Consider the following 25,671-nt stretch of genomic DNA (forward strand, 5'->3'; position numbering starts at 1 on the left):
GGGCCCTGCTGACGCTGCTGCCGGGGGTGGCGGCGGCGGGTGCGCTGGAGGTGGCGTTCAACTCCAGCGACCGGTACGGCGAGAGCTTCACCTTCGTCGCGGACGCGGACGACGGCACCTACGTGACGGTGAACCTGTCGGTGACGAACATCGGCCCGGGGTCTCGCACGGGCATCTGCCGCGCCACGGTGCTGCGCCCGGGCAAGCCGGTCTGGTCCCCGCAGACGCGGGTGGGCGGACGCGAGTGGAGCTACGACGCGGCCACCGACACCCTCAAGGTGGGCACGTGCAGCGCGAAGGTGACGGACGCCGGCCTGTCCGTGGAGGCAGCGCTGGACGGCGGCAAGGTGGCGCTGGAGTACGCGAAGAAGCCGGAGCCGTGGTCGCCGGAGGGCTCCACCATCGAGCTGGGCAAGGACCGCTACCGGCACGAGGTGCTGGTGGGCTCGAGCCCCGTGAAGGTGACGCTCCAGGTGCCCAAGGCCGCGGAGGTGTCGCTGACGGGCGGCGGGTACGTGGACCACTCGCGCAGCACCATCGCGCCGGCGAAGCTGGCGAAGCGCTGGGTGAGATTCCGCGCGCTCCGGGGCCCGCAGCGCGCGGTGGTGCTCGCGCGCGAGGGCCAGGAAGGTGACTACGCGCCCGTGTACCTCTGGGAGGACAAGGGGCAGCCGCAGCTGCTGGAGGCGTTCACGCTGGCGCAGACGGGCCAGAAGGAGCGCAGCGCGTGGCGGGCGGAGTTCACCGACCGCGAGGGCAAGCCGGCCCTGACGGTGCGCAGCAAGACGCTGTTGCAGCGCAGCGCGCCGGTGGAGTCGCTGGGCGTGCTGAGCGGGCTGGTGAAGCCGATGGTGGGCTCGCCGGTGACGTACCTGCACCGCGCGGTGCTTGAGCGCGCGGGCAAGCCGCCGGTCGAGGGTTTGATGGAAGTCACGGTGGAAGGCGAGTAGCCGGAGGCGAAGGGTTTCGTGAGCGAGTCGTTGCTTCGGTCGGTGCATCACGTCCCGGGCGTCCGGGGGTTCGTGCGCAAGCAGGTGCTGCGGGTGGTGGCGCGCGGGGTGGAGTGGACCACCAAGCTGCCCGGCAAGCGCGCCCTCAACGTGTCGCGGGTGAACGAGTGGCTGCACGTGGGCGGCGGCGTGTCCCGCGCGCGCTACGGCGAGCTGAAGGCCCGGGGCATCACGGCGGTCATCGACCTGCGCGCGGAGCGCTGTGACGACCGCGAGGCGCTGGCGGCGCTGGGCATCGAGCTGCTGCACCTGCCGGTGACGGACCGCTATCCGCCGTCGGTGGAGCAGTTGTCGCAGGGCGTGCGGTGGGCGCTGCCCCGGCTGGACGCGGGCGGCGTGCTGTACGCGCACTGCGAGCACGGCGTGGGCCGGGGGCCGCTGATGGGCCTGGCGGTGATGGTGGCGCGCGGCTGGGATGCGCCGGAGGCGTACCGGGCGGTGCGCCACGCGCGGTGGCAGGCGACGCTGAATGACCGGCAGTTGCGGGGACTCGCGGACTTCGTGGCCGCGTGGACGGGCGTGCCGGAGCAGGCCGCTTAGGGACGCGGGCTACTTCCCGTCCTCGTACAGGGGCAGGAAGTGTGAGCTCGCGATGGACGCGCCCCAGCAGCACTCGGACTCATCGTCATCGTCGCTCGGGAGCGTCGTGTGGAGCGGCGCGCCTGGCTTCACGTCCTCGAAGAAGAAGAGGTTCTCCGGGAGGATGACGAACGCCCGGTCGCCCTTGCGCGTGCGCAGGGTGAGCTTCGTCAGCTTCGGATCCGACAGGTTCGCGGCCCCCTTGGGGACGAAGACTTCCTGCTGGGGCTTGCTGGGTGGCTCCTGGGGCCGGTCCTTCAGCTCGCAATGGACCTCCTCTTGCGACCACACGTCGACGTCCTGCACGCGGCATCCGCCATCGCCTGAGAAACGGAACAGCGCCTTCACGGTCGTGAAGTAGCAGTCCCCCGTGCCGCAGTCGGCGCCGTGCGCATCCAGCACCACCGACAGGCGCACCCGGCCATCCGGGAGCGCCTCCACCCACCCCAGCCGCGCATAGCGTTGGAACAGGGGGGCGCTCGCGCAGGACACGGCGGCCTTGGGCTTCGGGGTGGGGACCGGCTTCTTCGGCCCCTCCGCCATCGCGTTCGCACAGCAGAGGAAGAGGAGGACAGCGAGAGGTCGCGTCATGGCCATGACAGCATGCCTTAGCAAATGACGTACCCGCACCCGTGTGGCTCCGGGCCCGCGCTAAGAAGAGGTCCGCACAGGACAGGGGGCATCACCATGTCGAAGCGGATGCAGTGGCTGGCAGGGCTGGGACTGCTGTGGATGTCCGCAGGTTGCGGTCCCATGGAGCCGGGGGAAGAATCCTCCCCATCCGCCCCGAGCGTGCCGGAAGTCACCGCCGCCAGCGTCGAGGAGTGTCGCAACGCGTGCGCGGTGGGGTACGTCCGGTGTGGGATCCTCTGCAACAGCGGTCCCTTCTCCAACCCCACCTGCAAGCCGAGATGCACCGCGGAGATGGAAACCTGCTTCAACCTCTGCGCACCGTGAGGGTGCCCGTCCCCACCCCGCAATGAAGAAGGCCCCGGTGCGGACACCGGGGCCTCTTCACAGCGTCACCGCGTCACCGCGCTTCAGCTCTCCGGCGCGGGATGCGGGGTTTCGTCGTCCGTCGTCGAGGTCGGCGTGGCGCTGTGCTTGTTGCGCCAGCGGTCCACCAGCAGGAGCAGCGCCGGGAAGCCCACCAGCACCACCACCATGTTCACCGCGAAGCCCAGGTTGGCCAGGTCGCCAATGGAGTTCAGGCCCGGGTGCTTGGCGAACACCAGCGCCAGGAAGCCGATGGCGCTCGTGAGCAGACCGCCCGTGATGGCGCGCCCCGTCTCCGCGTACACCGTGACGAAGTCCGCGCCCGGCTCGCCCAGCCGCTCAATGAGGTGCACGCCCGCGTCCACCGTGGTGCCGATGAGCACCGGGATGACCACGATGTTCAGGTAGTTGAACTGCAACCCCAGGATGGCCATCAGGCCCACCAGCCCCGCGATGGACAAGAGCGTGGGCAGCATGCAGATGAGCGCGTTGCGCAGGCTCCCCAGCGTCATCCACATCGCGAAGAACACGCTGAGCACCGCCGCCACCAGGATGCGCGGGCTCTCCTTCGCCACCATGTCCAGGATGTCCGCCAGGATGAGCGCCTCGCCCGCCGCGGACACCTGGCTGCCGTCCGACAACTGGAGGTTGCGCACCTCCTTGGTGAAGCGCCGCGTGCCCACGCCGTCCGACAGGCTCACGTTCGCGTAGACCAGCACCACGCCGCCCTTCTGGCCGGCCGCGGGCTCGAACTGGCGGCGCAGGCTCACCGGCAGGTCCTCGCGCGTGAAGGGCTTCGCGTCCGACATCCGCACCGCGCGCACCAGGTTGGCGCGCGTCTCCTTGGCCACCTTCTCCGGGTCGATGCGCGACAGCTTCTTGTGGATGGACTGGAGCAGCGCCTGCTTCTCCTGCTGCTGTTGGGGCACCAGGTCCTCCAGCGCCCCCACGAAGTCGATGGTGGAGTCCTTGCCGAATTGCTGCTTGCGCGCCAGGAGCTGGTTCACCGCCTCGCGCTCCTGGCCCTCCTTGTCCGTCAACACCACCACCGGCGTCGCCGAGTACCCGAGGATGTGGTCGATGCGGCGGTCCAACCGCACGCTCGGCAGCGACACGTCATCCAGCTTCGTGGAGTCGTAGTTGAACGTCACCCGGTACGCCTGGCTGATGAGCGCCACCAGCGCCACGCCCAGCACCAGCGCCACCGCGCGGTAGCGACGCGGCAGGAAGCGCGCCAGCACCGCCATGGGCCCCGACTGTCCCTGGTGCGTGCGCGGCGTCCAACCCCACTTCGACACCACGCCCAGCATCGCCGGCAGGATGAGCAGGTAGGAGCCCACGCTCACCATCATGCCCACCGCCGCGATGACGCCGAACTCGTGGAACGCTCGGAACTCCGACAGCGACAGGCTCAGGAACGTCAGCGCCGCCACCAGCGCGGAGATGAGCGCGGAGAAGCCCGTGTGGCTGAACGTCTCCCGCACCGCCTCCTCCGACGTCATGCCCTCCGAGCGCAACGTCCCCCAGCGGCCCAACAGGTGGATGCCGTGCTCCACGCCCAGGCCGCCCAGCACCGCGGCCAGGAAGCCCGTCAGCAGATTCACCTGCCCGTACGCCACGCCCACGAAGCCGTAGGTCCACATCAGGCCCGCGGCCACCGGGGCCATGGTGAGGCCCACCGACAGCGCGCTGCGGAAGTGGAACGCCAGGTACGCCAGCAGCAACACGATGGCCAGCGACGACGCGCGCGCCAGGTCGCCGGTGATGACGCCCTGCTGGTCGATCTTCTTCTTGAACGTGCCGGTGATCTCCGTGCGGAAGCCGGGCCCGTACTTGGACAGGTCCTGCTTGGACAGGTAGTCCTGCACCTGCGCGATGACCTTCTTGGAGTAGCCCAGGTCCGCGGAGCTGCCCTTCGCCTTGAGCAGCATCACCACCATGCGCTCCTGCGGATCCAGGTAGTACAGCTCACCGCCCTGGCCCGTCCCCGACAGGCGCTGGTTGGCACCGCCGGTGTACTTCTGCTCGATGTCGGTGAAGTCCAGCGACGGGGGCGGCGACTCCTCCAGCCGCACGAAGAGCGGGTTGGCCTGCTCCTTCTCCCACGCGAAGCGCGCGTCGATGCGCTCCTGGATGAGCTTCAGGTCCGGCAGGTCCACGTAGTACAGCGCGTGCTGTTCGAAAAACTTGCTGGGGCGCTGGTAGTTGACGAAGCGGATCTCCGACAGGCCTCCCAGCTTGGGCGCCATGTCATCCACGAACTGCTTGAGCTGCTCCGGCTCCGCGCCGATGCCGGCCACCACCACGTTGCCCATGCCGCCAAAGCGCGTGCGCAGCTTCTCCAGGTCCTGCACGGACTGGAAGGATTTGGGCAGCAGGTTCGCCAGGTCCGCGTTGAGCGATAGGTTGCGGGCGAGGAAGGTGCCCATGCCCGTCAGCACCAGCGTCACGAACAGCGCCACCCAGGGTCGTCGGTGGCCGCGGACCGCCAGGGAGCCCATCGCAGCCTCGAACCGTTCGGACCACCGCATCTCACTCATGGATGTGACTTCCTCATCTTGAGCCCACCCAAACCGGGCCGCTCACGCGTATATGCCCCGAGCCACCGTGCGTCCAGGCACCGTCCCGGGGGCCTTCCCGGCCGCATGCTCCGACGGGGAAGAAGGCGTCGCTGAAACAAACACGCAGGTATGCAACCCCGGCGGGCGGCCCGCCAGTGGATCCTCCTCCCGCGTGTACGTCGGGCGCGTACGTCAGGGCCCCGCCCTTCCCGTGCTGTCCCCCGTCTTGGGCGGCCGGGCGGGCGCGGCCTTCGCGCTGGCGTGCCGGAGGTCCGTGGCATGGCCAGCTTTTGTTCCGACGGCCCCTGCCAGGAAGCAGGCGCCCCAGGGAGGGGATGCCGCCGCGTGACCCACGGGCCGGCCGCAGCCGGGACCCAGGCACGGGCGCCCACGGTTGATGGCCTCGGACCCGTCTTCGCCAGCCGAACGTTCGTGGATGCACCGGGTGGAGCGCTCGCTGGGTGCGCTCGCCGCGCACAACCACCGCCGCCCCATCGTCGCCCTGCTATGCGCCCTGCTCCTCTCCGGCGTGGGCCTGCTGTGCGCCCGGAACCTGACCCTCAACGCGAACCTGGCGGACCTGCTGCCCGAGTCCTTCAAGAGCGTGCAGGCCATCAAGACCCAGGAGGAGCGCTACGGGGCCCTGGGGTGGGTGGTGGTGGTCGGCGATGAAGCGGACCCCGAACAGCTCCAGCGGTTCGCGCAAGACCTGGCGCCGAAGCTGGAAGCCCTGCCAGGCATCCGGTACGTGGAAATCACCCGCCCCAGCCGCTTCTTCCGCGACCATGCGCTCTACTTTTTGTCGCCAGAAGATTTGAAGGAGGTGGAGCGCCGCATCGAGGCGCGCCTCACCTGGGAGCGGCTGCACGCCAACCCGCTCTTCGTGTCGCTGGAGGACGACGACCCGGCCCCGTCGCTGGACTTCTCCGACCTGGAGAAGAAGTACGGCGGCAACGCGGTGACGCGCCTGTCCAACAACCCGAGCGAATTCTACCTGGACCCCGCCGAGCGCCGCGTGGTGGTGCTGGCCAAGCCCGAGACGTCGTCCTCGGACCTGACGTTCTCGCGGAAGATCGTCGACGAGGTCCAGGACGTGGTGAAGCAGCAGGACCTGTCCAAGTACGGGCCCGGCTTCCACACGGAGATCACCGGCACGTTCCAGAAGAAGTTGGATCTCCAGTCGCAGATCACCCGCGACGTGGCGGTGGCCTCCTCGGTGGCCGGGGTGCTGGTGCTGCTGTACCTGTTCCTGCACTTCCGCAGCATGCTCGCGGTGGGGATGGTGCTGGCGCCGGTGGGGGCGGGCCTCGCGTGGACGTATGGCCTGGTGGGCGTGGCGTATGGCCAGGTGAACATCCTGACCGCGTTCCTGGGCGCCATCCTGGGCGGCCTGGGCGTGGAGCACGGCATCCACCTGCTGGGGCGGTACCTGAACCTGCGCGGAGAGGGGATGGCTTCCGAGCAGGCCACGCGCGAGGCCTTCACACACACGGGCGGCGCGGCGCTGGTGTCCGCGCTGGTGGCGGCGCTCACGTTCTTCGTGCTGGGCACCTCCGGCCTGCGGGCGTTCCGCGAGTTCGGCGTCATCGCGGGCGTGGGCATGCTGGTGATCATCCTGGCCTACGTGCTCGTGCTGCCGGCGGTGCTGGGCCTCGTGGCCCGTCACGGTTGGACGCCGCGCAAGACGTCCACCCGGACGCAGGAAGCGCCGCTGGGTCACGTCATCATGCGGCGGCGCGGGGCGCTCACGCTGGCGTCCGCGCTCATCGTCGCGGGACTGCTCACGCAGGTGCCGGGCCTGCGGTTCGACTACAAGGTGTCGTCGCTGGAGGATGAGAACCTCGACTCGTTCGTCCTGGACCGCGCCGTCAACCAGCTCATCGGCTACACGCAGATGCCCCTGGTGGTGCTGACCGACTCCCGCGAGGAGGAGGCGGTGGTCGTCAAGGAACTCCAGGCGCGCAAGCAGCAACTGGGCGCGGACTCCAAGGTGGACTTCGTCGCGTCGCTCGAAAGCCTGGTGCCCGGGGAGCAGGCCCGCAAGCAGGTCATCCTGAAGGACATCGGGAGGCTGTTGGAGCGCGTGCCCGAGGGCCAGCTCACCGCCCGGCAGCGGGAGGAGCTGGCGGAGCTGCGCCATCAGGTGCGGGCCGCGCCGTTCTCCGTGGCGGACCTGCCGCCGGGCGTGCGCCAGCAGTTCGAGGGACGCGGGGAGAAGGGCACGGGCTTCGTGGTGGTGTATCCGTCCGTGGACCAGTCCGACGGGCAGGCCATGCGCAAGCTGGCGAAGGAGGTGCGCGGGGTGGCGCTGCCGGATGGACGGCCCGCGGTGGTGGCCGGCGAGTCGCTGGTGCTCGCGGACATCCTGGACCTGGTGTCGCACGAAGCGCCGTTCATCCTGCTGGGGTCGACGCTCGCGGTGTTGCTCGCGATGTGGATCACCCTGGGCGGACTGCGCACCGCGCTCTTGTGCCTGACACCCACCGTGGTGTCGGTGTTCGCGCTGCTGGGGTTGATGCCGCTCATGAAGCTGGAGTTCAACTACCTCAACATCCTCGTCATCCCGGTGCTCATCGGGACGACGGTGGACGCGGGCGTGCACCTCATCACCCGGCTGGCGTCACCGGGGAGCGACTTCGTGCGGGTGTACTCGGAGACGGGCAAGGCCATCTGTGGCGGCCTGCTCACGAGCGCGGTGGGCTTCGGCGCGCTGTTCCTCGCGGACCACCCGGGCCTGAACTCCATTGGCGCCCTGGCGAACCTGGGCTTCGGCATGAACCTGCTCGTCATGCTGGTGACCTTCCCGGCCCTGCTGCTGGTGCTCTCCGAACGCAAGCGGCGCCGCCGTGCGGTTCCGTCGCGCCCCCGGGGTGAGCACCTCGTGGATGATGGGCAGGGTCCTCACCGGCCCACGCCCGCCAGTTGATGGCCGAGGCGTCGTCCGCCCGGCCGCGCACGCGCAAAGGAGCGGGACGATGTCTCAGCAATGGATCTGGATGGGCCTCGCGGCCGGCACCCTGGCGCTCGGCTCCGCCTGCGACGCCACCGAGTCCCCCGTCCTGCTCGCGCAGGTGGACCCCAACTCCGCGGGCGCCATCACCACCGGGCAGCCGAATCCGGCGGCTCCCGCGGGCAGCCTGCCGCCCGCGCCCGCCGGAAGCGTCACGGAGCCTGTCTCCACGCGGACCTACGGCGACCCGGGGACCGACACGGGCGGCAGCGGCAGTGGCGCGGTGCTCCCGCAGCCCTACACCGCGCCGTCGTCCATCACCGGCGCCGCACCGGGCAGCGCCACCGGCACCGCACCCGGCACCGCCACCGGCACCGCACCGGGCAGCGTCACCGGCGCCGCACCGGGCAGCGTCACCGGCGCCGGCGCCGTGATGCCCTCCAACACGGGCAGCCTGCCCGCCCCCGGCGCGGGCAGCACCGTCAGCGGCAGTGGCGCGGTGCTGCCGCCCAACACCGGCAGCACCGCGGCGCCGGGCGTGGGCAATACCGTCAGCGGCAGTGGCGCGGTGCTGCCACCCAGCACGGGCACCACCGCCCCGGGGGCGGGCACCACGCTGTCGCCGGACACCAACACGTCCAGCAACTCCGTGACACCGCCGGGCGGCGGCTCCGTGCTCGACGGGGGCGTGGGGCGCTAGGGCCTTCCCATTCCCCAAAAAGGACCCCGGCGCATCGGACGGCGGTCCTCCAGGCGTGCGGTGCGATGGACAGTCGCGCGGATGCAACCCCGCGACCCCGCCTGCCAGTGCCGTTCCCCGAGCAGGCAGGCGGAGGAGCCACCCCTGCACACACCCCCGGGCCTGCTCACTTTCGGTCCAGCAGGCAGTCGGAACCCTTCCAACCAGCAGTCTGACTCCATCCGGGGGAATCACATGAAGAGCTTCCTGAAGAAGCAACTGACGGTCGCGGCGGTCCTCGTGGGCGCGCTGGCGCTCGGCACGGGCTGTAAGTCGGATCAATCCGCGACGCGCGGCACGGAGCCCACGCCCGCCTCCGACTCCACCATGGGCACGGAGTCCACGACGGGCACCGGGACGGACACCACGGGCACCGGCACCACCACCACGCCGCCTCCCAGCAGCGGCGGCTCCGGCTACGACACGGGCAGCACGACGCCCGACTCGCAGCTGCCGCCTTCGGACACGGACACCGGCGGCTCCGGCATGACGGATGACTCCACGCTGCCGCCCGCCAGCGACGACAGCCTCAATCCGGGCACCGGCGGCGCGGGCACCAGCGAGAGCGAGCCGGGCGTGCACGACGGCGAGACGACCGAGCCGGGCACGGGCGGCTCCGGCATGTCCACGGATGACAGCGCCATGCCGGAGGACGGCAGCCTCCCCAGCGACTCCACGCTCGACCCGAACGCGCCCAAGGGCAACATGAACACGCCGGTGCCGGACTCCACGGGCACCCTGTCGCCCAACAGCGGCACCACGCGCTAGGTCTCCACCGGGCTGCCGTGAAATCCACGGCGGCAACGCGGTGACACCCCGAGCGCCCGTGACCTCCTCGCAGGTCGCGGGCGCTTCGTACGTTCGATGCCAACGACAAACCCCGCCGACGCGCGAGGCGTCAGCGGGGTCCTGGATGCTGCGGGGCGAAAAGCCTCAAGTCACGCTGACGCCCGGGTATGGCGACCGGGGGCTGATCACCGGGTTGATGATCAACGGATCATGCGACTCGCCCGGCCCGCTGTCGGGATCCACGGTGGGAGGCACGCGGTGTTCACGCTCCTCGTCCTCCGTTCCAGCCTGGCGCTCCGGCACCGGAGGCAACCCTTCCAGGGGAATGTGCAGCACGTCCTTCTTGCTCATGACGAACGCCTCCTTTCAGTCAGTCCAAGGGTGGGGCGCGTCCGGGATTTCCGCAGGCCCTCCGGCCGCTCCGACAGGTGCGTCCAGGGCGGACACTGCCCTCCGGCCGTGAGCATCCCAGGATGACAGGGAGGCGCGAGAGGCTTATCCAAGGAGGTCCTGGCACCGGTCCCGACACGGTTTTCACGCCCACCACCCGAACCGAAGGCGCACGACGCATGAAGCTGTTGCTGGCAGGCCGACGAGGAGCAAGCGACCCGCTGCCCGCCCCCCCCGAGGCGCCGCAGGCTTGGCTCGAACGGGTGGAGGGCTGGGTCCAGCGGACCGTGGGGGACATGCTGGAGTCCTCGCGCATCGAGGAAGGCCCCCAGGCGGCCCCCGTGCTGCGCCTGCGTCTGCATCCGGCCGCAGGCGAGGTGTCGCTGCTGGCCGCCACGCAGGAGCGCATCGTCGTCTCCGCGGAGACCAGCGCCGTGGGCCCCGGCTACCACCTGTTCCTGTGCGACCTGCTCAAGTCCCTGGGCGACGCGCACGGCGTCAGTTGGGCGCCGCCCGACGAGGACCTGGGCGTGGGCGATGCGACGGGCTACTTCCACACGGGCGATGCCGGCCCGGTGGAGGGGCACATGCTGACGTGGTTGCAGCAGTCGGTGGGGCAGGTGGTGCTCATGCGCAGCATGGGCAACTCCGGCTTCGCGCTGTCCATGCGCTTCGGCCACACCTTCCAGCACCCGGGCGCGCTGCTTACGCCCATGGGCCCCCGCGACGAGAAATGGCTGCGCGCGGTGATGGACGACCCGCGCCAGGGCACGGACGTGTTCCCCTGGTGGACGCCCGGCCTGGACGCGCGCGTGCGCTTCAACCGCGCGCTGTGCCGCCTGTGGACGGACATCGTCTGGCGCGCGCCCCTCCTGGAGGAAGAGCGCCAGCGCCTGCGCGACGTGGCCCGGCTGCTGGAGCAGGCATGGCGCGAGGACCCCACGCTCCCCTACCCGTGGCGCGAGTGGCAGGAGGTGCTCGGCTACCTGGGCGTGGGCGGGACGCTGGCGGAAGAGGTCCACCGCCACGCCCTGGAGTCGCCCGGCACCGGGCCCTCCATCGGCTACCGGCGGGGCTCCGTGCAGGTGGCGCTTCCCGAGGGGTGGGAGATCCGCATCCCCGGCTCCCTGGTCGAAACGCGCCTGGGCGATGGGAGCTGGGTGGCCCGGGACCACCGCCGCACCGTGCGCGTGCTGCCCCTGGAGGACTCGGCGGAGGAGCAATTGGCGCCCACCAGTCCGGAGCGGCGTGCCCTGGAGCTGGAGCACCACGGGGCCCGCGTCAGCGGCCGCGCGTCGCTCCACGTCGAGCCCGGGGACTGCCGGCTGACGGCCCTGTGCCGCTCCGGCACCCGCCGCGCCCTGTGCGTCGTCAGCTTCGATGATCCAGACGAGCAGGACTGGGCCCTGGGCACCTGGCGCTCGCTGGACCATGCCGTCGCGGCTTGAAAATCAGGCATTTGCGCCCCAAACCACCCGATGAATCGCTCTCGGGTGGACAGTCGGCATGTCCAGACGTCTTGCCGCACCGCGCGGTCGCACCCAGATTCCGCCGGCAGTTTCCCCACGGAATCGAGCGATACCCATGAGCAGCAAGCGGGAGATCTGGCCGGGCAAGCCCTGGCCGCGCGGCGCGACCTTCGACGGTTCGGGAACCAACTTCGCGGTGTACTCGCAGGTGGCCACCCGGGTGGAAGTCTGCCTGTTCGACAAGGCGGACCCGACGAAGGAGCTGGAGCGCTTCGACCTGCCCGTGAGCACGGAGTTCGTCTGGCACGGCTACGTGCCGGAGCTGGAGCCCGGGACGCTGTACGGCCTGCGCGTGCACGGCCCCTACGAGCCGGAGAAGGGCCACCGCTGCAACCCGCACAAGCTGCTGGTGGACCCCTACGCGAAGGCGCTGCACGGCGAGGTGGACTGGAAGCAGCCGGTGTTCGGCTACCCCCTGGACCATCCGAAGAAGGACCTGATGCGCGACGAGCGCGACAGCGCCGCCGGCATGCCCAAGGGCGTGGTGGTGAGCGACTTCTTCGACTGGGGCAATGACCGGCGCCTGGACATCCCCTGGCGCAAGACGGTCATCTACGAAGCGCACGTGCGCGGCCTCACGATGAAGCACCCGGGCGTGCCGGAGCATCAGCGCGGCACGTACGCGGGCCTGGGCTCGCCGGCCATCATCGAGCACCTGCAGAAGCTGGGTGTCACGTCGGTGGAGCTGTTGCCGGTGTTCGAGTTCGCGGACGACTCGTTCCTCAACGACAAGGGCCTGTCGAACTACTGGGGCTACAGCACGCTGAACTACTTCTCACCCGAGCAGCGCTACGCGAGCCGCAAGACGCCGGGCGGCGCGGTGGCGGAGTTCAAGTCGATGGTGAAGTCGCTGCACGCGGCGGGCATCGAGGTCATCCTCGACGTCGTGTACAACCACACGTGCGAGGGCAACCACCTGGGGCCCACGCTGTCGTTCAAGGGCATCGACAACGCGTCGTACTACTGGACGATGCCGGAGGCGCGGCACTACCTGGACTTCACCGGGTGCGGCAACAGCATCAACACCTCCAACCCGCAGACGGCGCGCTTCGTGGTGGACTCGCTGCGCTACTGGGTGGAGGAGATGCACGTGGACGGGTTCCGCTTCGACCTGGCCACGGTGATGGGGCGCGTGGGCAAGGGCGGCTACGACCCGAACGCGCCCATCTTCCAGATCATCAACCAGGACCCGGTGCTCAGCCGCGTGAAGCTCATCGCGGAGCCGTGGGACGTGGGCATGGGCGGCTACCAGGTGGGCGGCTTCCCGTCGCCGTGGCACGAGTGGAACGGCAAGTACCGGGACGCGCTGCGCAAGTACTGGAAGGGCGACGAGAACCAGGCGTCGGAGGTGGGCTACCGGCTCACGGGCAGCGCGGACCTGTTCGCGGCGGCGCGCCGGCGTCCCCAGGCGAGCATCAACTTCGTCACCGCGCACGACGGCTTCACGCTGCACGACCTGGTGACGTACAGCTCCAAGCACAACGAGGCCAACGGCGAGCACAACCGCGACGGCGCGGATGACAACCAGGCGTGGAACTGCGGCGTGGAGGGAGAGACGGACGACAAGGACATCATCTCCCTGCGCGAGCGCCAGAAGCGAAACCTCCTGGCATCGCTCTTCATGTCCAACGGCGTGCCCATGATTGTCGCGGGCGACGAGATGGGCCGCACGCAGAAGGGCAACAACAACGCCTACTGCCAGGACAACGAGCTGTCGTGGGTGGACTGGAACCTGGATTCGACCAAGCAGGACATGCTCGCGTTCACGCGCAAGCTGATCCACTTCCGCCACGGGCAGCCGGTGTTGCAGCGCCGCCGCTTCTTCCAGGGCGAGCACCTGTGGGACTCCGAGCACAAGGACCTGGCGTGGTTCCGTCCGGATGGCACGGAGATGGGGCCGGAGGACTGGCAGAAGCCCTTCGTGCGGTCGCTGGCGTACCTGCTGGGTGGCGACGCCATCCCCACGCCGGACGAGCGCGGGCAGCGCGTCAGCGGGGACTCCCTGCTGGTGCTGCTCAACGCGCACCACGACACGGTGGCCTTCACGGTGCCGCCGGTGGGTGAAGGCGGCAAGTGGATGCTGGAGCTGTACACGGCGGACGACAAGCGCGGCGACGAGGAGATGAAGCCGGGCAGGTTCGACATGGCCGGGCGGTCGCTCGCGGTGTTCCGCAAGAGCGGGGGCAACACCTCGCTGTGATACCGTGCGACGGTGCGCGGCAGGGTGGATGAAGCGGACGGCGGAGCACCCGGGTCTGAGATGAGGCCCGGCGGATCCACCGTCGCGAGGGTGTACGGGGAGATCGCCTCCGCCTACGAGGTGCTCTACCCCGCGCTGCACCGCTACGGCGACCGCGTGGAGCGCTTCCTCGCGGAAGCCGTGGCCCCGGGGATGCGCGTGCTGGACGTGGGCTGCGGGCCGGGGCTCCACACGCGCGGCCTGGACGCGTCCGTGGACGTGGTGGGCCTGGACTTCGCGCCGGAGATGCTGGAGCTGGCGAAGCGTTCACGGCCTTCGGGCACGTGGCGCGTGCACAGCTACCTGGAGCCTGTGCCGGTGGAGCTGGGCCACTTCGACGTGGCGCTGGTGATTGGGTGCCTGGACTTCTGTGACGACCTGCCGCGCGTGCTGGGACACCTGGGCCGGGCGCTGAAGCCCGGGGGCCGGATGCTGTTCACGGTGCTGGAGCGGAGGCCGGGGTTGGAGGCGCACGAGCACGCCACGCGGACGGTGGGCACGGCGGACTCGGAGGTGACGCTGCACCTGTGGTCCTCCGAGGAGACGGTGCGCGCGCTGGAGGCCGCGGGCCTGCGGGTGGGGGGCTACGTGCATGCGCCCGGCTGGGAGATTCTCGCGGAGGAGCGCGTGATGTGGTTCGGCTGGTGGGACGTGACGCGGGGCTGAGTTTCGTTCGCGTGGGCGTGTCAGGTTTATTGGGTGCACGCGTCTGGTGCTCCCGTCGGCGCTTCAGGGGGTGCACGGGGCTGGCCCGAGGCTTCCGGTTCCAGGCAGCGGCGCTCTGCGTCGGGGCACGGGTTTCGGACGTACTTCAAGGCCATCGCTTCCGCGCATTCCCCCACCATCGAAGGTCGACCGGTCGCGCGCTGCCGACAGGCGTGCATGAACGTCCCTTGCACGGACATCACCCGAACTAGCTCACTGGTAGAGCACGAGAATCCAATCTCGGTGTCGAAGGTTCGATTCCTTCGTTCGCTGGAGACCCCGTCGTTTCGCTGGTGTCAGCGCGGGTCCACCGCGTCCTCCATCTCCTCGTCGCAGCCTGGTCGGTCACCAGGGCCTCTGGAGGCTTCCGTGCAGCTCGCGGAACGCTCTGGTCGCCGTCCGTGACCGGCATCCGGTGCGAACGCGCGGACGGCGGGAGGCGGGCGGGACGGTCTGTCCGCGGGAAGCGCCCGTGAGCGGCGGGGTCTCTTTTTCTCGTTCGGATCCTTTCTTCTTTTTCGCAGCACCCTCCCCTTCGCGGGAGGCAACAGGGGTGGCGTGTCATGAGCATCGGTCGGGTGGAAGTGGCGCAGAACGAGCGGCTGTTCGTCGTGGTGAACGGGCGGGCGGAGCAGTACCTGGGGCCGGGTCGGCACTGGGTGGTGCGTCCCTTCCAGCACGTCCGCTTCGAGCGCGTTTCGGTTGAGCAGCCGCTGATCCGCCTGGACGAGGCGAAGCTCGCGTTGGTGCCGGAGAAGGACCTCCAGGTGGTGGAGCTGGGCGCGGACGAGCGTGCCATCCTCTTCCATCACGGCCAGCCGGTGCAGTGGCTGAAGCGGGGTCAGCACCAGGTGTGGACGGCGCAGCGGCTGCCCGGTCGTACCGGTCGGCCTGAGACGCCTACGGTGCGGGTGGAGCGCGTGGACGTGTCCGGGGTGGTGACGTCACCGCCGAGCGACGAGGTGCGCGCGCTCATCCCCTCCACCGACTACACGGAGGCCACCGCTCCGGAAGGCAGCGTGGCGCTGCGGTACGTGGACGGCGTGCTGGACGCCGTCCTGCCTCCGGGCCGTCACGCGGCGTGGACGGTGGTGCACAAGGTGCAGTTCGCGGTCATCGACCTGCGCGAGCGGCTGCTCCACGTCACCGGCCAGGAGGTGATGACGAAGGACCGCGTGTCGCTGCGGCTCAACCTGTCCGCGGCGTTCCGGGTGGCGGATGCGCGCCGGCTGTCGGTGGTGTCGCGGGCGCCGGACGACGTGCTGTACCTGGCGATGCAGTTGGCGTCGCGTGAGGCGGTGGCGACGCGGACGCTGGATGAGTTGCTGGCGTCGCGGGAGGCGGTGGCGGAGTCGCTGTTCTCGCAGGTGAAGGCGGGGGCGGAGAACGTGGGCCTGGAGCTGCTGCGCTTCGGCATCAAGGACGTGGTGCTGCCGGGTGAGATGAAGGAGCTGCTCAACCGGGTCATCCAGGCGCAGAAGGAAGCGGAGGCCAACGTCATCATGCGCCGCGAGGAGACGGCGGCCACGCGGTCCATGGCGCAGACGGCGAAGGTGCTGGCGGAGAACCCGCTCCTGGTGCGGCTCAAGGAGCTGGAGGCGTACAAGGACCTCGCGTCCAAGGTGGGTCAGGTCCACCTGGTGCTGGGCGAGGGCGCGGTGCCCACGCTCCAGCTCAAGTCCAGCTGAGACACCTGGGAGCACGGTGGAGGCCCTCGGACCCGAAGCACGAGTCCGGGGGCCTTCGTGCGTTCGGGGCGCTGAACAATCGTACGCGCCAGACAATACCTGACAATCACCTGTCACAGCGGGCGGGCAAGCTTCTTCCCATCCAACCCGATGCGGTCCAGGAGGACTGTCATGAAGCTCTACTTCCATCCCTTGTCCGGAAACTCGCGCCGCGTGCTGCTCGTGGCCGCCCACCTCGACGTGCCCCTCGAGCGCATCGTGGTCGACCTGCCCAAGGGCGAGCAGCGCGGGGCTCCGCACCTGAAGCTCAACCCCAATGGGCGCGTCCCCGTCCTCGATGACGACGGTTTCCTGCTCTGGGAGTCGCGCGCCATCATGCAGTACCTGACCGAGAAGACCCCGGGGCAGACCCTGCTCCCCACGGATGCGCATGGCCGCGCCGACGTGAGCCGCTGGCTCTTCTGGTGCGCGGCCCACATGGCCCCGGCGAACACCATCCTCGTCTTCGAGAACTTCGTGAAGGCCCAGACGGGCCGCGGGCCGGCGGATCCAACCGAGGTCGCGCGGGGAGAGGCGCTCGTCGCGCAGAACGCGCAGCTCCTGGACGCGCACCTGAAGGACAGGACGTGGGTCGCGCAGGATCGCCTGACGCTCGCGGACTTCTCCCTGGCCGCGTCGTTCGCCCTCGCCGGTCCGGCGCGCCTGCCGATTTCGGACTACGCGAACCTCCGGGCCTGGCTCGGGCGCGTGCAGGAACTGGAGGCGTGGAAGCGCACCGCGCCGTCCCTGCCTCGCGGTTGACGCCGAGGGCGGGTCCCTCCCAGGGTGTGGCCGCACGGCCACGGGGATGCTCGCGAAGTGTCTCCGAGCGGCCCACACGCCCCGTCCTTCCGAGGGGTTTCCAGGGCGCGGGACGTTGGCCCACGGGCTGCAATGTCCCTCCGGCACACCCTGAAACCCAAGGTCCCGTCCATGCGAGTCACGCTCGCCACGCTCTTCGTCTGTCTGCTGGCCCTTCCGGCCTTCGCCCAAACCCCGTGCCCGCCCCCGGTGGCCCCTGTCAGCCAGGGCGCCGTGTCCCAGGGCACGCTCGTGGCGCTGCTGCGTCAGCAGGCCGAGGACACCGGGTGCCCGGACACCGCGCCCCTCACCTTCAGCCTCAAGCACACGGAGGTGGACGCGGAGGTCAGCGGCTTCCTCGCCTCCGTCACCGTGACGCAGGTGTTCGAGAACCCCTACGCCTCGCCGCTCGAAGCGCTCTACGTCTTCCCGCTGCCGGAGCTGGCCGCGGTGGACGGCATGGAGCTGCACATCGGCGCTCGCGTCATCCAGGGCGTCATCCAGACCCGTGAGCAGGCCCGCGACACCTACGAGCGCGCCAAGGCCGAAGGCAAGACGGCCGCGCTGCTCGACCAGGAGCGCCCCAACGTCTTCACCCAATCCGTCGCAAACATCCTCCCCGGTGAGACCATCCGCGTGCGGATCCACTACGTGGAGCGCCTCACCTACGACGCGGGCACCTACCGCTTCACCTTCCCCATGGTCGTCGGCCCCCGCTACATCGGCGGCGAGGAACTGGCCACGCGCCAGGGCGAAGGCACCGCGCCGGACACCACCACCGTCCCCGACGCGAGCCGCATCACGCCCCCCGTGCTCCCGCCCGACGTGCGCAGCGGCCATGACATCCAGCTCACCGTGCGCCTGGACGCGGGCCTTCCCGTGCACTCGCTGCGCTCCACCTCCCACCGCGTGGAGGTGAAGCGCGAGCGCCAGTCCCGCGCCACCGTCAGCCTGGGCCGCGACGACCGCATCCCCAACAAGGACTTCACGCTGGAGTACGTCGTCGCCGACGCGCTCATCCGTCCCGCCGTCCTCATGCACCGCGACCCCGGCGCGGACCACGGCTACTTCATGGTGATGCTCAACCCGCAGCTCGCCCCCACCGAGAAGGAGATTGTCCCCCGCGAGCTGTACATGGTCCTGGACACGTCCTGCTCGCAGTCCGGCCTCGCGATTGAAAAGTCCAAGGCCATCACGAAGGAGGTGCTCAACCACCTGATGCCGGAGGACACCTTCCAGGTCCTCAACTTCGACACGCAGGTGACGAAGTTCGCGCCTGGCGCCGTCCCCGCCACACCGGAGAACATCCAGAGCGCCCTGCCCTACGTCGCGAGCTTCTGGGGCGGTGGCGGCACCGACGTGCGCATCGCCGCGCAGGAAGCCATGGTGCCCGCCAACGACCCGGCCCGCCTGCGCATGGTGCTCTTCATGACCGACGGCCTCATCGGCGGGGACGACGCGGTGCTGGGCACGCTCCAGGCCCACCTGCGCGAGGAGACGCGCATCTTCGCCGCGGGCGTGGGCAACGGCGTGAACCGCTACCTCATCGCGAAGATGGGCGAGCTGGGCCGGGGCGCCTCCACCTTCGTCAACCTCAACCGCCCTGAAGAGGAAGTCGCTCGCGAGTTCGAGCAGCGCATGCGCGGCCCCGTCCTCACGTCGCTCGTCGTGGACACCGAGGGCCTGCCCGTCACCGACGTGTACCCGAAGTCCGTGCCGGACCTCTTCGCCGGCCAGCCGCTGTTCCTCGTGGGCAAGTTCACCGGCACCGGGGACGGCCTGCTGCGCATCTCCGGCCGCGTGCGCGGTCAGCTCCGCCACTTCGACGTGCCCGTGCACTTCCCGGAGGTCGCCCCGGAGCACGACGCCCTCAAGAGCCTCTGGGCCCGCCAGCGCATCGAGGAACTCACCGTGCAGGGCTACCGCGGCGAGACGCCCGACATCGTGCAGGGCATCACGAACACCGCGCTTGAGTACCACCTGATGAGCCGCTTCACGTCCTTCGTCGCGGTGGAGCAGGTGGCGCGCACCAACCCCGACGGTGAGACGGTGAAGGAGCTGGTCCCCGTGCAGCTCCCCGACGGCATGGTGTCCGGTTCGCTCAGCCGCGAGGAGATTCCTCCCGGCGACCCCATCATCTCCGTGCGCGCCCCGCGCGATGCGCGCCGCGTGACGGCCTACTTCCCCTTCGGCCTCGTGAAGCCGCTCACGTTCGACGCGGTGTCCGGTGCCTGGCGCGGCCGGTTCCTCGTTCCGCTGGGCGTCGCGGATGGCTACTACACGGTGTTCCTCATCACGGAGCTGGCGGATGGAACCGTGCAGCGCAGCGAAGTGCGCTACCGCCTGGACTCCAAGGGCAACGACTTCGAGGTCGCCTTCTCCCAGCGGGAGCTGACCCCCGGGGACACCCTGACGCTGGACGTGGACGCGGTGGAGGCCACGAAGGAGGTCAGCGTGTACGGCGAGCTGTTCGGCGAGGAGCAGCAGCAGCTCACGTCGGAGGACGGCCTGCGCTTCACCACGTCACTCGTCGTCCCGGAGGGCACCCCGGCCGGAACGTATGAGCTGGTGTTCGTCGCCCGTGACGCCGCCGGCAACCGCTTCGAGCGCCGTGAGACGCTGCGCGTCATCCACTCGCGGCGCGACTGACCCCTGAATCAATCTCGGATACCCTCACGGTCCCGTCCGTGCCCGCGCCGAGTCCTGGCGCGGGCCTGTTTTCAGCGCCGACCGTGAGGAGTCCGCCGATGTCGTCGTCGTCCCTGCACTACACGCCCAACCTCCGCGATATTGAGTTCAACCTCTTCGAGTTCCTCGACATCGGCCATACGTCGCTGGGCAAGGCGCCCTTCGGGGACCTGGACGAGGCGACGGCCCGGCAGACGCTGGAGGCCTTCTCCAAGCTGTGCACGGAGGAGCTGGCGAAGAGCTTCGATGAGTCCGAGCACAACCCTCCCCAGTTGATCAACGGCGAGGTGAAGCTGCCCCCCGGCCTCAAGGCGGCGATGGGCTCCTTCTATGACGCGGGCATGCACCTGCTGGAGCAGCCCCCGCACCTGGGCGGCATGGGCGCGCCGCCGTCGCTGGGCTGGGCCGCGTTCGAGCTGCTGCTGGGCAGCAACCCGTCGCTGGCGTTCTTCACGCTGGGCAACCTGCTGGTGCGCATCATCGAACGGCTGGGCACGGAGTCGCAGAAGAAGCGCTTCCTGGCGAAGATGATGGAGCGCAACTGGAGCGGCTCCATGGTGCTCACCGAGCCCGACGCCGGCAGCGACGTGGGCGCCGCGCGCACGAAGGCCCGGCACGTGGACGGCGACCTGTGGGAGATCGAAGGCGTCAAGCGCTTCATCACCAACGGCGAGTCGGACATCGCGGAGAACATCATCCACATGGTGCTGGCGCGTCCGGAAGGCGCCGCGCCGGGCACCAAGGGCCTGTCGCTGTTCGTCGTGCCCAAGTACTGGGTGAACGAGGACGGCAGCATGGGTGAGCACAACAACGTCGTGTGCACCAAGCTGGAGAAGAAGATGGGCCTCAAGGGGTCCGTCACGTGCGAGCTGACGTTCGGCGACGGCAAGCCCACGCGCGGCCTGCTGCTGGGCGAGGTGCACGACGGCATCCGGCAGATGTTCCACATCATCGAGAACGCGCGCATGGCGGTGGGCCTCAAGTCCATGGCCGCGCTGTCCGCGGGCTACTTCCGCGCGCTGTCGTTCGCGAAGGACCGCGTGCAGGGCAGCGACCTGGCGAAGGCGCGCGACAAGTCCGCTCCTCGCGTCACCATCCTCCAGCACCCGGACGTGCGCCGCATGCTGATGGCGCAGAAGGCGCACGCGGAGGGCATGCGCGCGCTGTGTCTGTTCACCGCGTCCGCGCAGGACCAGGTGGAGATCCAGGGCGGCCACCGCTCCACCGCCGCCGGTGAAGCGGACGTGCTCAACGACATGCTGCTGCCGCTGGTGAAGGGCTACTGCTCGGAGAAGGCGTACGAGCTGCTGTCGCTGTCGCTCCAGGTGCACGGCGGTTCGGGCTACCTGACGGACTACCCGGTGGAGCAGTACATCCGGGACCAGAAGATCGACTCGCTCTACGAGGGCACCACGCACATCCAGGCGTTGGACCTGCTGATGCGCAAGGTCGCTCGGGATGGCGGCGCGACGCTCCAGGGCCTGCTGTCTCGCATCCGTGAGACGGCCGAGGGTGAAGAGGGCGGCCCGGAGCTGAAGACCGAGCGCGCCGCGCTGGGAGAAGCGCTGGGGCAGTTGGAGACGATGCTCGGCACGCTGATGGGCAAGCTGGGCGAGTCCGTCTACCACGTGGGCTTCCAAGGCAACCGCGTGCTGGCCGCCGTGGCGGAGGTCGTCATCGGCTGGCTGCTGGTGCGCCACGCCGCCGTCGCGCTGGAGCGGATGAAGTCGAACCCCGGCGACAAGGCGTTCTACGGCGGCAAGGTGGCCAGCGCCCGCTGGTTCTGCCACGAGGTGCTGCCCGGCATCGCCCACGCCGCTCGCATGGTGGAGCACGGCAACCTGGACCTGATGGACGTGCCGGAAGAGTCTTTCTAGTCCTCCTCCCGGATGGGGCCCGAAGGTCGGTAGCGACACGTCCTTCGGGCCTTCGGAGCGGTGAGGGCCCGGGTCAAGGTTCCAGGTTGGCGACAGAGAAGGTGTAGTCGCCAATGCCGTTGCTGAAGAGGATCGCCGAGGCGACGAACAGCTCGACCGTATGACGGCCTTCCTGCATCCCCCGGAGGTCGAACGTGTCGCCCCTCTTGCTGATTTCGTACATCTCCGACTGATACAGCAGCTCGCCCCCGGGGCCGCGCACCTTCATGCCGCATTTGCTGGTGGCACCGCCGCAACTCAGCCGGTAGGCGCGGCCCGCGACGGCGTCCAGCGCGAAGACGTCGACATCCCTGGCGGGCTCGATGCTCCCCGAGACGGTGGTGCCGACGGGCACCGGGGTGGCTTCCGTGAGGGTGTTCGCGAAGTCGTCCGGCCCCCGGTCCAGCAGCGAGTATTTGTAGGAGGGGAAGAAGGTGGAACTGCTGGGGTAGCGCTCCACGCGGGCGTACACGGTGCCTCCCTGCGTGGCGAGCACGCCCGACTGGAAGGACGAGAAACTCCCCGTGCCCACCGAGCCCGGCAACTCCAGCCCGTCCGCGCCGAGGAGCGTGACCCAGCAGCTCGGGGTGTAACCAGATTCAGCTCCGTAGCAGGAGAATCGGTAGATGCGTCCGGCCGTGACGTGGAACGAGAACAGGTCCACGTCGTCAGGGTTGTCCAGGTTCGCGGCCACCGATTGGATGGGCTCCATGGGCTCCACGGGCGTCGCGGCCTCGATGGAATCCCCGTGGTCATCCCCCTCGCGCACGTTCCGCTTGCAGGACATGTCCGCCGGGATGTAGCCCTGGGGACAACTGCACGCGGCCTGTTCGGAGGACGGCACGCACTGGCCCGGACCGCAGTCGACGTCCGCGCACGGGTCGGGCTGCGGGGCTTCGGCGCTACAAGCGCAGAGGACGGCGAACGCGAGCGCCTTCGCCAAGGAAGAAACAGAACGCAACATGCAGTGGACTCCAGCGGAGGCCCGGCCCCAATTCCCCCCGCGCGAATGTAGTCCGCGAAAGGGCCACAGGGCCAACAGGCCCGCGCCCTGAAAGCCGCGCGCGGAAGCATTCCAAGCACTGCCGCCCCGGGCCGGCTTCCGCTGGCCTGGGGCCGCACGGGTGTGGTCGTCGGGAGACACACCTGGAGGCCACCGCCTGGGGATGGAGGGGCGGTGGGGCTGGCCCGGGGTTCGCATTGAGGGTCGGGCGTGATGCTCACCGCCCTCACTGCCCTGGCCCTCGCGGCCACCGTCACCAACACCGAGACCGTGCACGACGTGGAGCCCTTTGGCGGCCACGTCGTCGCGTGCACCGAAGGCGGCCTGGAGGTGTTCACGCCCGCCGGCCGCTCCGTGCGCGTGCTCACCGTCGAGGATGGCCTTCCCAGCCACTTCTGCCGCGCGCTGGAGTCCACCGGCGACCGGCTCTTCGTGGCCACTGATGAGGGACTCGTGTCGCTGGACACGCGCTTCCAGGTGACGCCCGTGATGGACGTGCGCTGGCAGGCGCTGCCCGCCGCCGAGGACGCGAGCACGCCGGACTATGTGAGCCGGTTGGAGTCGCTGGCCGCCGTGCTGGCTCCGGGCGCCACGTACACCGCGTTCTCGCCCCGGTTCGCCGGCACCGCCGAGGGCCGCCTGTTCGAGCTGGGCACTTCGCGCGCGTGGGCACTGCCCGGTCCGGTGCGCTTCCTCTCCGACACACGCGATGGCGTGGACGTGGGCACGAGCGAAGGCGCTTTCTCCATCGACTCGGGTGGGCGCCTCGCGGCGGTGGGCTCCGTGCCCACGGGACCCTTGTCGTTCACCGTCACGAAGCACGGCGTGCGCATCGTGGGGAGTCACGGCGACGTGCGCGCCTGGGGCGCCTCCGAGGAAGCAGCGAGCGTTCCCGCGGGCGCCACCGTGTTGAACGGTGACTGGGTGGGCACGCACGCTTCGGGGGTCTTCCTTCGCGAGGCGAAGGGCTGGCGCCGCGTCACGCCCACCGGGCAGCTCTGCGGCAATCACATCACCGCGCTCGCTCGGCATCAGGGCCGGCTCGTCGTGGGCACGTTCGACCGGGGCGCTTGCTGGCAGCGCGATGACGGCCGGTGGCAGACCGTCCGCACGCCCGCGCTTCCCAGCAACCAGGTGCTGGGCATCACCAGCGATGGACAGAACCTCTACGTCGCCACCACGTATGGCCTGGGCTTCCATGACGGGAAGACCTGGACGCAGGTGGCCTACGGCGGCCGCAACCCCGTGGCCCTCGGGAAGCTGTCCGTGCTCGGTGCTTCACGGGTGCTCGACGGGGTGGCGCTGGCGGATGGACGCGGCCTGTCCGTGGTCTCCCCGGGCAGCTCGCCCCTGTCGCTGGTGAAGCGGCTGCCCCTGCCTGAAGGCTGGAGCGAACACCCCTCCGTCGCGGAAGGCTCCGGCCGCTTCCTGTGGATGGGCAGCGAGGACCGGGGCCTCCTGCGCTGGGACGGCGAGCGCTGGCAGCGCTTCCACGACGGCCGCGACCTCACCGACAACTGGGTGACCGCGCTGTCCACCGACGCGCAAGGACGCGCCATCGCGGGCACCTGCCAGGACGGCTTCAGCTACTTCGACGGCGCGAAGTGGACGCGCGTGCGCACCGCGTCCGGCCTGCCCTCCCCCGCCATCGTCTCCACCGCACTCGTGCCCGGTGGAGCGCTGGTGGGCACGCTGCTCGGCGCGTCGTACTTCGACGCGGGCACCGGCGCGGTGCACGCCCTGCCCCGGCTGGCGGATCCGCGCGTGTACGCGGTGCTCCCGGAAGGTGACTTCGCCTTTTTCGGCACCGAGGGCGGCCTGTCGCGCTCCACCTGGAAGCCCGCGTCCACCGCCGTCAGTCAGCGCTGATGCCCCCTACGCCGGCTTCGGAGGCAGTGCGCGCGCCGCCAGCTCGCGCTCCACGTACAGCCGCAGGATGTGCATGAAGTCCTGCGCGTTGGTCACCACGCCGAACGCCTGGTGCGTGCCCCGGTCCTTGAGCTTGCTCACCACGAACTCGGAGGAGTCCACGCAGATGGTGGGCAGCTCGCGCAGGCTGCCGTCCTTCTCCGCCACGAACGCCGGCAACATGTTCCCCGTCGCGATGGCGTGCAGCGCCGTGGCGATGAGCACCGCCATCGTCGCCTTCACCGCGTGCCGGCGCATCGCGTCCTGCGCCGCCAGGTTGTCCGTCACCACGTCCGGCAACGGGCCGTCATCCCGGATGGACCCCGTCAGCACGAAGGGCACCTTGTGCACCACGCACGCGTGCATGATGCCGTTGGTGATGATGCCCGCCTCCACCGCCTTCGCGATGGAGCCCGCCTGCCGCACCCGGTTGATGGCCCGCATGTGCAGCCCGTGCCCGCCGGACGTCGCCTCGCCCGCGCCACTCATCCCCAGCGTGGTGCCGAAGATGGACGCCTCGATGTCGTGCACCGCCACCGCGTTGCCCGCCAAGAGCGCCCCCACGAAGCCGTTCACCACGAACCACGTCATGTCCGCGCGCGCCCGCGAGTGCACCAGCGCCGGCCCCGTCACCCAGATGGGATAGCCACCCCGCTCGCGCTCCTCCACCAACAGCCGCGCCATGTGCGCGTAGTCGATGGGCTTCTCGCGCGACACCTCGCTCGTCATGAACTTGAACTCGCCGTCCCCGCCCTCCGCCAGGTACGCCATGTTCACGTACACGCCCTCGCGCCCGTCCTCCGCGCGCCCCACCACCACGCGCTCGCCCGCCTTCACCCGCCGGCCCTCGCGCACCCACAGCTCCCCTTGCGCATCCAACACCAGCGCCCCGTCCATGCGCGGCTCGCGCGGCATCCTCCACCGCCCGTCCACCCGTACGTACGTGGGCAGGTTCGTCGTGGTGAAGAAGCCCTCGGGCAGCACGCCGTCCGCGGGCGCCGGCGTGAAGCGCGCGTCCGGGAAGTCGCCAAACCGCGCCGCCGTGAAGTCGGGATGAGCAATGGTCGTCACCCCGCCACCATGCGCAGGGCCTCCCACCCGGTTCAAGCGGCCCGCGCACCCCCCATCCCCCGCCCGACGC

The 25,671-nt window shown here is 69.9% G+C and carries 18 protein-coding genes and 1 tRNA gene; 14 read left to right on the forward strand and 5 right to left on the reverse strand.

What is annotated here, in order from left to right; all coding sequences use genetic code 11:
- Together D7Y13_RS15625 and D7Y13_RS15630 are read left to right on the forward strand one after the other, a co-directional pair.
- Positions 1-950: hypothetical protein (locus D7Y13_RS15625; protein WP_341870415.1), on the forward strand; the 950-nt coding region annotated here is incomplete at its 5' end.
- Between the two features lie 18 nt (positions 951-968).
- Positions 969-1,550 carry a protein-tyrosine phosphatase family protein gene (locus tag D7Y13_RS15630; RefSeq protein ID WP_120536447.1) on the forward strand — a complete coding sequence of 194 codons (582 nt, stop codon included), beginning with the start codon at positions 969-971 and terminating at the stop codon, positions 1,548-1,550.
- A 9-nt stretch (positions 1,551-1,559) separates the two neighbouring features.
- Here the strand turns inward: D7Y13_RS15630 and D7Y13_RS15635 are convergent, their stop codons facing one another.
- On the reverse strand, positions 1,560-2,180 hold the full coding sequence (locus D7Y13_RS15635; protein WP_147444322.1) for a hypothetical protein: 621 nt from the start codon (positions 2,178-2,180) through the stop codon (positions 1,560-1,562).
- 449 nt (positions 2,181-2,629) lie between these two features.
- Positions 2,630-5,125: an efflux RND transporter permease subunit gene (locus tag D7Y13_RS15645; protein WP_120584043.1), complete on the reverse strand. Its 2,496-nt coding sequence runs from the start codon at positions 5,123-5,125 to the stop codon at positions 2,630-2,632.
- Positions 5,126-5,582: 457 nt separating this feature from the next.
- On the opposite strand from D7Y13_RS15645, the gene D7Y13_RS15650 reads away from it, so the two are divergent.
- From D7Y13_RS15650 to D7Y13_RS15660, 3 genes are all read left to right on the forward strand, one after another.
- The gene (locus tag D7Y13_RS15650) at positions 5,583-8,072 is read left to right on the forward strand and encodes an efflux RND transporter permease subunit (protein WP_233595609.1); all 2,490 of its coding nucleotides are present in this window, start codon (positions 5,583-5,585) and stop codon (positions 8,070-8,072) included.
- Between the two features lie 49 nt (positions 8,073-8,121).
- Complete coding sequence (locus D7Y13_RS15655) at positions 8,122-8,796, forward strand: hypothetical protein (protein ID WP_147444323.1); 675 nt, start codon at positions 8,122-8,124, stop codon at positions 8,794-8,796.
- Positions 8,797-9,030: 234 nt separating this feature from the next.
- Positions 9,031-9,603, forward strand: coding sequence for a hypothetical protein (locus tag D7Y13_RS15660; RefSeq protein ID WP_120536441.1), 573 nt, complete (start codon positions 9,031-9,033; stop codon positions 9,601-9,603).
- A 165-nt stretch (positions 9,604-9,768) separates the two neighbouring features.
- On the opposite strand, the gene D7Y13_RS15665 is transcribed toward D7Y13_RS15660, so the two are convergent.
- Positions 9,769-9,975, reverse strand: coding sequence for a hypothetical protein (locus D7Y13_RS15665; RefSeq protein WP_120584045.1), 207 nt, complete (start codon positions 9,973-9,975; stop codon positions 9,769-9,771).
- Between the two features lie 218 nt (positions 9,976-10,193).
- Here D7Y13_RS15665 and D7Y13_RS15670 point away from each other — a divergent pair, with 218 nt between their 5' ends.
- From D7Y13_RS15670 to D7Y13_RS15705, 8 genes are all read left to right on the forward strand, one after another.
- Positions 10,194-11,462, forward strand: coding sequence for a hypothetical protein (locus D7Y13_RS15670; protein ID WP_120536317.1), 1,269 nt, complete (start codon positions 10,194-10,196; stop codon positions 11,460-11,462).
- A 136-nt stretch (positions 11,463-11,598) separates the two neighbouring features.
- Positions 11,599-13,743, forward strand: a complete 2,145-nt coding sequence (gene glgX / locus D7Y13_RS15675; RefSeq protein ID WP_120536316.1) for a glycogen debranching protein GlgX — start codon at positions 11,599-11,601, stop codon at positions 13,741-13,743.
- Between the two features lie 60 nt (positions 13,744-13,803).
- Positions 13,804-14,448 carry a class I SAM-dependent methyltransferase gene (locus tag D7Y13_RS15680; protein WP_120584046.1) on the forward strand — a complete coding sequence of 215 codons (645 nt, stop codon included), beginning with the start codon at positions 13,804-13,806 and terminating at the stop codon, positions 14,446-14,448.
- Positions 14,449-14,691: 243 nt separating this feature from the next.
- A tRNA-OTHER gene (locus D7Y13_RS15685) sits at positions 14,692-14,760 on the forward strand.
- Between the two features lie 290 nt (positions 14,761-15,050).
- Positions 15,051-16,175, forward strand: a complete 1,125-nt coding sequence (locus D7Y13_RS15690; RefSeq protein ID WP_120584047.1) for a slipin family protein — start codon at positions 15,051-15,053, stop codon at positions 16,173-16,175.
- A 171-nt stretch (positions 16,176-16,346) separates the two neighbouring features.
- Entirely contained in the window at positions 16,347-16,976 is a 630-nt protein-coding gene (locus D7Y13_RS15695; protein ID WP_120584048.1) for a glutathione S-transferase family protein, read from the forward strand.
- A gap of 171 nt (positions 16,977-17,147) precedes the next feature.
- Positions 17,148-19,664 (forward strand): VIT domain-containing protein, encoded by a 2,517-nt coding sequence (locus D7Y13_RS15700; RefSeq protein WP_158620388.1) that lies wholly within the window; start codon positions 17,148-17,150, stop codon positions 19,662-19,664.
- A 98-nt stretch (positions 19,665-19,762) separates the two neighbouring features.
- Positions 19,763-21,580: an acyl-CoA dehydrogenase gene (locus D7Y13_RS15705; protein ID WP_120584050.1), complete on the forward strand. Its 1,818-nt coding sequence runs from the start codon at positions 19,763-19,765 to the stop codon at positions 21,578-21,580.
- Between the two features lie 73 nt (positions 21,581-21,653).
- On the opposite strand, the gene D7Y13_RS15710 is transcribed toward D7Y13_RS15705, so the two are convergent.
- The gene (locus D7Y13_RS15710) at positions 21,654-22,583 is read right to left on the reverse strand and encodes a hypothetical protein (RefSeq protein ID WP_147444324.1); all 930 of its coding nucleotides are present in this window, start codon (positions 22,581-22,583) and stop codon (positions 21,654-21,656) included.
- Positions 22,584-22,832: 249 nt separating this feature from the next.
- Here D7Y13_RS15710 and D7Y13_RS15715 point away from each other — a divergent pair, with 249 nt between their 5' ends.
- Positions 22,833-24,491, forward strand: a complete 1,659-nt coding sequence (locus D7Y13_RS15715; RefSeq protein WP_147452453.1) for a ligand-binding sensor domain-containing protein — start codon at positions 22,833-22,835, stop codon at positions 24,489-24,491.
- Positions 24,492-24,497: 6 nt separating this feature from the next.
- On the opposite strand, the gene D7Y13_RS15720 is transcribed toward D7Y13_RS15715, so the two are convergent.
- Positions 24,498-25,601: a putative NPN-dependent ornithine cyclodeaminase gene (locus D7Y13_RS15720; protein ID WP_120584053.1), complete on the reverse strand. Its 1,104-nt coding sequence runs from the start codon at positions 25,599-25,601 to the stop codon at positions 24,498-24,500.
- Between the last annotated feature and the right edge of the window lie 70 nt (positions 25,602-25,671).

The organism is Corallococcus praedator, from assembly GCF_003612125.1.
GTDB classification, from domain to species: Bacteria; Myxococcota; Myxococcia; order Myxococcales; family Myxococcaceae; genus Corallococcus; species Corallococcus praedator.

Excerpts from the sequence above, each read along its gene's own strand:
- D7Y13_RS15635 (WP_147444322.1), bottom strand. The coding sequence starts at position 2,180 with ATGACGCGACCTCTCGCTGTCCTCCTCTTCCTCTGCTGTGCGAACGCG.
- D7Y13_RS15645 (WP_120584043.1), bottom strand. The coding sequence starts at position 5,125 with ATGAGTGAGATGCGGTGGTCCGAACGGTTCGAGGCTGCGATGGGCTCC.
- D7Y13_RS15650 (WP_233595609.1), top strand. The coding sequence starts at position 5,583 with ATGCACCGGGTGGAGCGCTCGCTGGGTGCGCTCGCCGCGCACAACCAC.
- D7Y13_RS15655 (WP_147444323.1), top strand. The coding sequence starts at position 8,122 with ATGTCTCAGCAATGGATCTGGATGGGCCTCGCGGCCGGCACCCTGGCG.
- D7Y13_RS15660 (WP_120536441.1), top strand. The coding sequence starts at position 9,031 with ATGAAGAGCTTCCTGAAGAAGCAACTGACGGTCGCGGCGGTCCTCGTG.
- D7Y13_RS15665 (WP_120584045.1), bottom strand. The coding sequence starts at position 9,975 with ATGAGCAAGAAGGACGTGCTGCACATTCCCCTGGAAGGGTTGCCTCCG.
- D7Y13_RS15670 (WP_120536317.1), top strand. The coding sequence starts at position 10,194 with ATGAAGCTGTTGCTGGCAGGCCGACGAGGAGCAAGCGACCCGCTGCCC.
- glgX (WP_120536316.1), top strand. The coding sequence starts at position 11,599 with ATGAGCAGCAAGCGGGAGATCTGGCCGGGCAAGCCCTGGCCGCGCGGC.
- D7Y13_RS15680 (WP_120584046.1), top strand. The coding sequence starts at position 13,804 with ATGAGGCCCGGCGGATCCACCGTCGCGAGGGTGTACGGGGAGATCGCC.
- D7Y13_RS15690 (WP_120584047.1), top strand. The coding sequence starts at position 15,051 with ATGAGCATCGGTCGGGTGGAAGTGGCGCAGAACGAGCGGCTGTTCGTC.
- D7Y13_RS15695 (WP_120584048.1), top strand. The coding sequence starts at position 16,347 with ATGAAGCTCTACTTCCATCCCTTGTCCGGAAACTCGCGCCGCGTGCTG.
- D7Y13_RS15700 (WP_158620388.1), top strand. The coding sequence starts at position 17,148 with ATGCGAGTCACGCTCGCCACGCTCTTCGTCTGTCTGCTGGCCCTTCCG.
- D7Y13_RS15705 (WP_120584050.1), top strand. The coding sequence starts at position 19,763 with ATGTCGTCGTCGTCCCTGCACTACACGCCCAACCTCCGCGATATTGAG.
- D7Y13_RS15710 (WP_147444324.1), bottom strand. The coding sequence starts at position 22,583 with ATGTTGCGTTCTGTTTCTTCCTTGGCGAAGGCGCTCGCGTTCGCCGTC.